The sequence below is a fragment of the Promicromonospora citrea genome (genome assembly GCF_013004695.1).
GTDB classification, from domain to species: domain Bacteria; phylum Actinomycetota; class Actinomycetes; order Actinomycetales; family Cellulomonadaceae; genus Promicromonospora; species Promicromonospora citrea.
The window spans coordinates 24,503-30,622 of record NZ_JABEMG010000048.1 but is presented as its reverse complement, the minus strand read 5'-3'; the positions used below and the strand labels follow the sequence as shown (position 1 = coordinate 30,622).

Genomic DNA, 6,120 nt, shown 5'->3' with positions numbered 1-6,120 from the left:
GACCTGCACGCCGTCGCCCCGACGGCCCCCGCGCCCGGCCTGGCTGCCACGCACACCGCGGCAGTGCGGCCGGCCCCCGTCGCGGGCGACAACGAGACGGTGCGCTGCACGGGCGGCGCGCCCGGCGTCGCCACGACGAGCTACCGCGGGTCGGTGGCCCGCTACGTGTGGGACCTGTCCGACCGGTCGCGCAGCCGCTGGGGCGTGCCGTTCGGCGCCGACGGCCGCCCGGGCGCCCCGCACTTCGACGACCAGCACGCCACGTGGGCGGCGGCGGGCACGGTGCCGGTGGTGACCGACGAGGACGAGCTGTACGCCGTCGACACGACGGGGCGCCTGCTGAACGGCCCCCGCGGTGCCGAGGTGTGGCGGCAGGACGCCGGCGCGCACGGGATGGTCGCGGCCCACGTGGTGGACCCGGACGCCGACGCCGACCTGCTGCACGGCTGGTTCACGCAGCCGCGGGCCGCGTTCTGGGGCCTGGGGGACCGCACGCGCGACGAGGTGCGCGACCTGTACGCCTACGTCGACTCGCTGCCCGCCCACCACGCCTACCTCGTGCGGTGGGACGGCGAGCCGGTCGCGCTCGTGCAGGCCTACCTCCCGGAGCACGACCCGGTCGCCGCGGCCTACGACGTCGCCCCCGGCGACCTCGGCATGCACTTCTTCCTGGGCTCGAAGGGGCCGGCTGCCGCCCGGGACCCGTGGCCCGTGCTCGGCCCGGCGCTGCGCGACCTCCTGTTCGCCGGGCGCGCGACGACCCGGCTGGTGGCCGAGCCGGACGCGCGCAACGAGCGGGCCGTGCGCCGCCTGCAGGCCCTGGGCTTCACGGCGGCGGAGGAGGTGTCGTTCGAGTCGGCGCAGGGCCCGAAGGTGGCCCGGATGGCGTACCTGACGCGTGCGGCGGCGTACGGCACGGTGTGACGCACGCCACGCTCCGCTAGGTGCTTACCGAAACTAAAGACTTGCGGGCGGCGGGATAATGGGTGTGATGCCTCCCACAGACGAACGCTCGAATCGATCCGAACCTTCCTCTGCATCCCTCTCCACCGTCGCGTCGATCCGCAGGCTGCACCCGTACGTCCGCACCGCGCTCCCGCGGCTGGCGGGCGGCCTGCTCGCATCCCTGGGCGCCGGCCTCATGGCGCTCGCCATCCCGCGCGTGCTGCAGTGGGTCACCGACGGCCCCCTGACCGCCGGCGCGCGCGAGCACGACTGGTCCGGCCTGGCCTGGTCCGTCGTCCTCGTCGCCGTGCTCGGCGTGGGGGAGGCGGGCCTGATCCTGCTGCGCCGCACGCTCGTCATGTTCCCCGGCACGCGCGTCGAGGCCGCGATGCGCATGGCCCTGTTCCGCCACCTGCAGGACCTGCCGGTCGCCTTCCACGACCGCTGGCCCGGCGGGCAGCTCCTGTCGCGCATCATGGGCGACCTCGGCCTGCTGCGCCGCTGGCTCGTCTTCGGCATCCTGCAGCTCGTCGTCAGCCTCGTGACCATCGTGGTCGGCGTCGGGCTGCTCGTGGCCACCGGCGGCTGGCTCGGGATCATCTTCCTGTGCGGGGCGATCCCCGTCACCGTGCTCGCCTTCCGGTTCTCGCGGAAGTACCGCACGATCTCCCGCCTGTCGCAGGACCAGTCGGGCGACCTGGCCACCACGGTCGAGGAGTCCGTGCACGGCATCCGCGTGCTCAAGGCCTTCGGCCGCGGCCCGGACGCGCTCGACCAGTTCACCGAGCAGGCCGCCGAGCTGCGCGAGACCGAGATCCGCAAGGCCACCACCGACGCCGGCCTGACCACCGCGCTGCGGGTCATCCCCGAGGTCACGCAGGCGGTCGCGCTCGTGGTCGGTGCCGTGCTCGTGGCGCGGGGCGAGATGACGCTCGGTGCGCTGGTCGCGTTCTTCGCGACCACGGCCGTCATCAACGGGCCCGTCGTCGACCTCGGCATGACCCTGTCGATGACGCTCAACGCGCGCACCGCCGTCGACCGGTTCTTCGAGGTCATGGAGACCGTCAACCCGCTCACCGACCCCGACCGCCCCGCCGACCTCGCTCCCGTCACCCCGGGCCGGGTCAGCGACACCGCCGGGCACGTCGCCTTCCGCGACGTCACCTTCCGGTACGACGACGCCGACCGCCCCGTCCTCGACCACGTCGACCTCGAGCTGCCGCCGGGCACCACCACGGCGCTCGTCGGCCTGACCGGCTCCGGCAAGTCGACCCTCGCGATGCTCCCGCCGCGGCTGTTCGACGTCACGGCGGGCCGGGTCGAGGTCGACGGGGTCGACGTGCGCGCCATGACCCGGGCCCAGGTGCGCGAGCGGGTCGCGGTCGCGTTCGAGGACCCGACCCTGTTCTCCGCCTCGGTGCGGGACAACGTGCTGCTCGGCGTCTCCGACGAGCTGCCCGACGCCGAGCGCGAGGCCCTCCTGGCCGAGTCGCTCGACGTCGCCCAGGCACACTTCGTCGCCGACCTGCCCGACGGCGCCGACACCCGGATCGGTGAGGAGGGCATGTCGCTGTCCGGCGGCCAGCGCCAGCGCCTCGCGCTGGCCCGCGCCATCGCGGCCCGCCCCCGCGTGCTCGTGCTCGACGACCCGCTGTCCGCGCTCGACGTCGCCACCGAGGAGGCGGTCACCGCCCGGCTGCGGGACGTGCTGTCCTCCACGACGACGCTCGTCATCGCGCACCGGCCCTCGACGGTCGCGCTCGCCGACCGGGTGGCCGTGCTGCAGGACGGGCGGGTCACCGCCGTCGGCACCCACCAGGAGCTGCTGGCGAGCGACCCGCACTACCGGTACATCATCTCGAGCCTCGAGGAGGACTACGCGGCGCACGCGGACCCCGGCCCGAGCACCGACACAGCCACCGACCCGGCCACCGACACAGCCCCGGAGGACCGGGCCACCCAGGAGGCGCTCTCATGACCCAGCCGACCGCCACCCCCGAGGCCCGGCGCCGCCCCACCGACGCCGCCGCCGACGACGTCACCTCCCTGGGCAGGGCCGACTCGCGCGCCGTCCGGCGCCGGTCCCTGCGCCTGCTCGGCGACCTGCTGCGCCACCACAAGCCCGCCCTGGCCTGGGCGGCCCTGCTCGTCGTCGCGTCGACGCTCGGCCAGGTCGCCGGACCCTGGCTCGTCGCGGTCGCGATCGACCGGGCCGTGCCCGCGTTCGCGGACGGGTCGGTCACGCCCCTGGTCCTCACGGGCGCCGGGTACCTCGTGGCCGCCGTCCTGGGCGGCGTGGCCGCGGGCGCCTACGTGCGTGCCGCGGCACGGATCGCGCAGGCCGTGCTGCTCGACCTGCGCCGGCGGGTCTTCCGGCAGACGCAGCGGCTCTCCCTGGAGTTCCACGAGTCGTACACGTCGGGCCGGATCATCTCCCGCCAGACCTCCGACCTGGAGGCCCTGCGCGAGCTGCTCGACGGCGGCCTCACCGGCGTCGTCTCGTCGCTGCTGCTCATGGTGTTCACGTTCGTGAGCCTGGCGCTGCTGGACTGGCGCTCCGGCGTCGTGCTCGCCGTCGCGTTCGTCCCGGCGTGGCTGCTGACGCGCTGGTTCCAGCGGATGTCGCAGCGGTACTACCGCGAGCAGCGCACGGCGTCGGCCCGGCTCATCGTCAAGTTCGTCGAGACGATGACCGGCATGCGCGCCGTGCAGGCGTTCCGCCGCGAGCCCACCACCGAGGCCGAGTACCGCGCGCTCGGCGAGGACTACCGCGACGCCAACCTGCAGATCTTCGGCGTCAACGGTCGGTTCCAGCCGGGGCTGATCCTCATCGGCAACCTCACCGTCGTCGCGGCGCTCGGCGTCGGCGGCTGGCGGGTGCTCGAGGGGACGCTCGCCGTCGGCGTGCTCGCGGCCGTGCTGCTGTACTGCAAGCGGTTCTTCCAGCCCGTCCAGCAGCTCGGCATGTTCTACAACGCGTTCCAGTCGGCGACGGCGGCCCTGGAGAAGGTGTCCGGGCTGCTGGCCGAGGAGCCGACCGTCGTGGAGCCCACGAACCCGGTGCCGCTGCCGCAGGGCTCCGCACGCGGGGAGCTGCGGCTGGAGCACGTCGTGTTCCGGTACGGCGACGGCCCCGTGGTGCTGCCCGGCCTCGACCTGACCATCCCGGCGGGGCAGACGGTCGCCGTCGTCGGCACGACGGGCGCGGGCAAGTCGACGGTGGCCAAGCTGGTGACCCGGTTCTACGACGCCACCGAGGGCGCGGTGCGCCTGGACGGCATCGACGTGCGTGACCTGGCGTCCGCCGACCTGCGCCGCGCCGTCGTCATGGTGACCCAGGAGGCCTACCTGTTCAGCGGGTCGGTGCGCGAGAACATCGCGCTCGGCCGGCCGGGCGCGACGCAGGACGAGATCGAGGCCGCCGCGCGGGCCGTGGGCGCGCACGAGTTCGTCCTCGACATGCCCGACGGGTACGACACCGACGTGAACAAGCGCGGCGGGCGCGTCTCGGCGGGGCAGCGGCAGCTCCTGTCGTTCGCACGCGCCTTCCTCGCCGACCCTGCGGTGCTCGTGCTCGACGAGGCGACCTCCTCGCTCGACATGCCGGGGGAGCGGCTCGTGCAGCGCGGTCTGCAGACCCTGCTGGCGGACCGGACCGCGATCATCATCGCGCACCGGCTCTCCACCGTCGCGATCGCCGACCGGGTGCTCGTCATGGAGCACGGGCGCGTCGTCGAGGACGGTGCGCCCGCGGACCTGATCGCGGGCGACGGGCGGTACGCGCAGCTGCACGCGGCGTGGCAGGACTCGCTGGTCTGAGGCTGCGGTCCGGCGGTCAGTCGGCGGCGAGCGAGCGCGCGAGCACGTCCAGCGCGCGGTCGAGCTCGTCGTCGGTCACGCCGCCGAAGCCGACGACCAGTCCCGACAGGTCCGCGGTGCGGCAGTACTGCGCGAGCAGCGGCAGGTCGAACCCGGCCGCGCGGGCGGCGTCCCGCGCGGCCGTCGCCGCGTCCGCGCTGGTGAGCCACGTCGAGTACATCCCGGCCAGGGGACCGGCGAGCGTGGCGTGCGGCCCCAGCGCGGCCGCGACCCGGGGGGCGCGCTCGGCGTAGACCCGGCGGGCCGTCCGGACCACCTTGTCGACCCAGCCGTCGCGCAGCAGGGTCAGCAGCGCGCGCTGCGTCGCCCACGGCGGCGTGTCGTGCGTGGTCGTGCGCCGCCGCACCAGCAGCTCGTGCAGGTGCGGCGGCGCGACGAGCCAGCCCAGCCGCAGGCCGGGGCTCACCGACTTGGCCGCCGTGCCCAGGTACGCGACCCGCGACCGGTCGAGGGCGGCCAGGGCGGGCACGGGCGCGACGTCGTAGCGGAACTCCGAGTCGTAGTCGTCCTCCAGCACGACGGCGCCCGCCGATCGCGCGGCGCCCAGCAGCGCCAGCCGGTCCGCGGCGGGCATCACGCGGCCCAGCGGGTGCTGGTGGGCCGGCGTCACGTAGGCCGCGACGCACCCGTCCAGGCCCGTCACCGGCGCGGTCGCCGGGTGGTCGGCGACGCGGCGACCCGCCGCACGCACCGTCTCCACCGCCGCGCGGTAGCCCGGGTCCTCCACCAGCACGGGACCGGGGTCGAGCACGCCCAGCAGCTGGCGCAGCCCGTCGGTGGTGCCGCCGGTCACGAGGATCTCGTCCGGCGCGACCGTGAGGCCCCGCGTGCGCGCGAGCCGCTCGGCGAGCGCCTCCCGCAGCTCGGGGCCGCCACGTGGGTCCGGGTAGCCGCGTGGCGGGCGGGCCACCGAGACCTCGCGCCACGCGCGGCGCCACCCGGCCAGGTGGCGCGGGTCGATCCATGGCGTGCCCGCGTCGAGGCGGACGTACCGTGGGTCCCGCGACGCCGGACGGGGCGGCGCGGGCGCCACCGGCAGCGCCTCGCCGCTGGCCACGAACGTGCCGGACCCCCGCCGCGTCTCGACCCACGCCTCCGCCAGGAGCTGGTCGTACGCCTGCTCCACGACCGCCCGCGCCACCCCCAGGTCCGCCGCCAGCGCCCGGCTGGAGGGCAGGCGGTCGCCCGTGGTGAGGGTGCCGTCGGTGACCAGCGCGCGCACGGCCGCCGCGAGCTGCGCCGGCAGGGGTTCCGGGCGGCCGCGGTCGAGGTGGACGGGGAGCATCGGGCCTCTCG

The 6,120-nt window shown here is 75.5% G+C and carries 4 protein-coding genes; 3 read left to right on the top strand and 1 reads right to left on the bottom strand.

Translation table 11 applies throughout. From position 1 onward, the window contains the following. From HLB15_RS24200 to HLB15_RS11270, 3 genes are all read left to right on the top strand, one after another. On the top strand, nt 1-924 hold a 924-nt coding region (locus tag HLB15_RS24200; RefSeq protein WP_171105652.1), incomplete at its 5' end, for a GNAT family N-acetyltransferase. Between the two features lie 58 nt (nt 925-982). Further along, nucleotides 983-2,923: an ABC transporter ATP-binding protein gene (locus HLB15_RS11275; protein ID WP_373291105.1), complete on the top strand. Its 1,941-nt coding sequence runs from the start codon at nt 983-985 to the stop codon at nt 2,921-2,923. After that, the gene (locus tag HLB15_RS11270; RefSeq protein ID WP_229785465.1) at nt 2,920-4,764 is read left to right on the top strand and encodes an ABC transporter ATP-binding protein; all 1,845 of its coding nucleotides are present in this window, start codon (nt 2,920-2,922) and stop codon (nt 4,762-4,764) included. The genes HLB15_RS11275 and HLB15_RS11270 overlap by 4 nt, the downstream gene beginning before the upstream one ends. Nucleotides 4,765-4,780: 16 nt before the next feature. On the opposite strand, the gene pdxR is transcribed toward HLB15_RS11270, so the two are convergent. Beyond that, nucleotides 4,781-6,109: a MocR-like pyridoxine biosynthesis transcription factor PdxR gene (pdxR, locus tag HLB15_RS11265; RefSeq protein ID WP_171105649.1), complete on the bottom strand. Its 1,329-nt coding sequence runs from the start codon at nt 6,107-6,109 to the stop codon at nt 4,781-4,783. Nucleotides 6,110-6,120 lie beyond the last annotated feature (11 nt).

What these genes read in the sequence shown, in the direction of transcription:
- HLB15_RS11275 (WP_373291105.1), top strand. Translation starts at nt 983, where the DNA reads ATGGGTGTGATGCCTCCCACAGACGAACGCTCGAATCGATCCGAACCT.
- HLB15_RS11270 (WP_229785465.1), top strand. Translation starts at nt 2,920, where the DNA reads ATGACCCAGCCGACCGCCACCCCCGAGGCCCGGCGCCGCCCCACCGAC.
- pdxR (WP_171105649.1), bottom strand. Translation starts at nt 6,109, where the DNA reads ATGCTCCCCGTCCACCTCGACCGCGGCCGCCCGGAACCCCTGCCGGCG.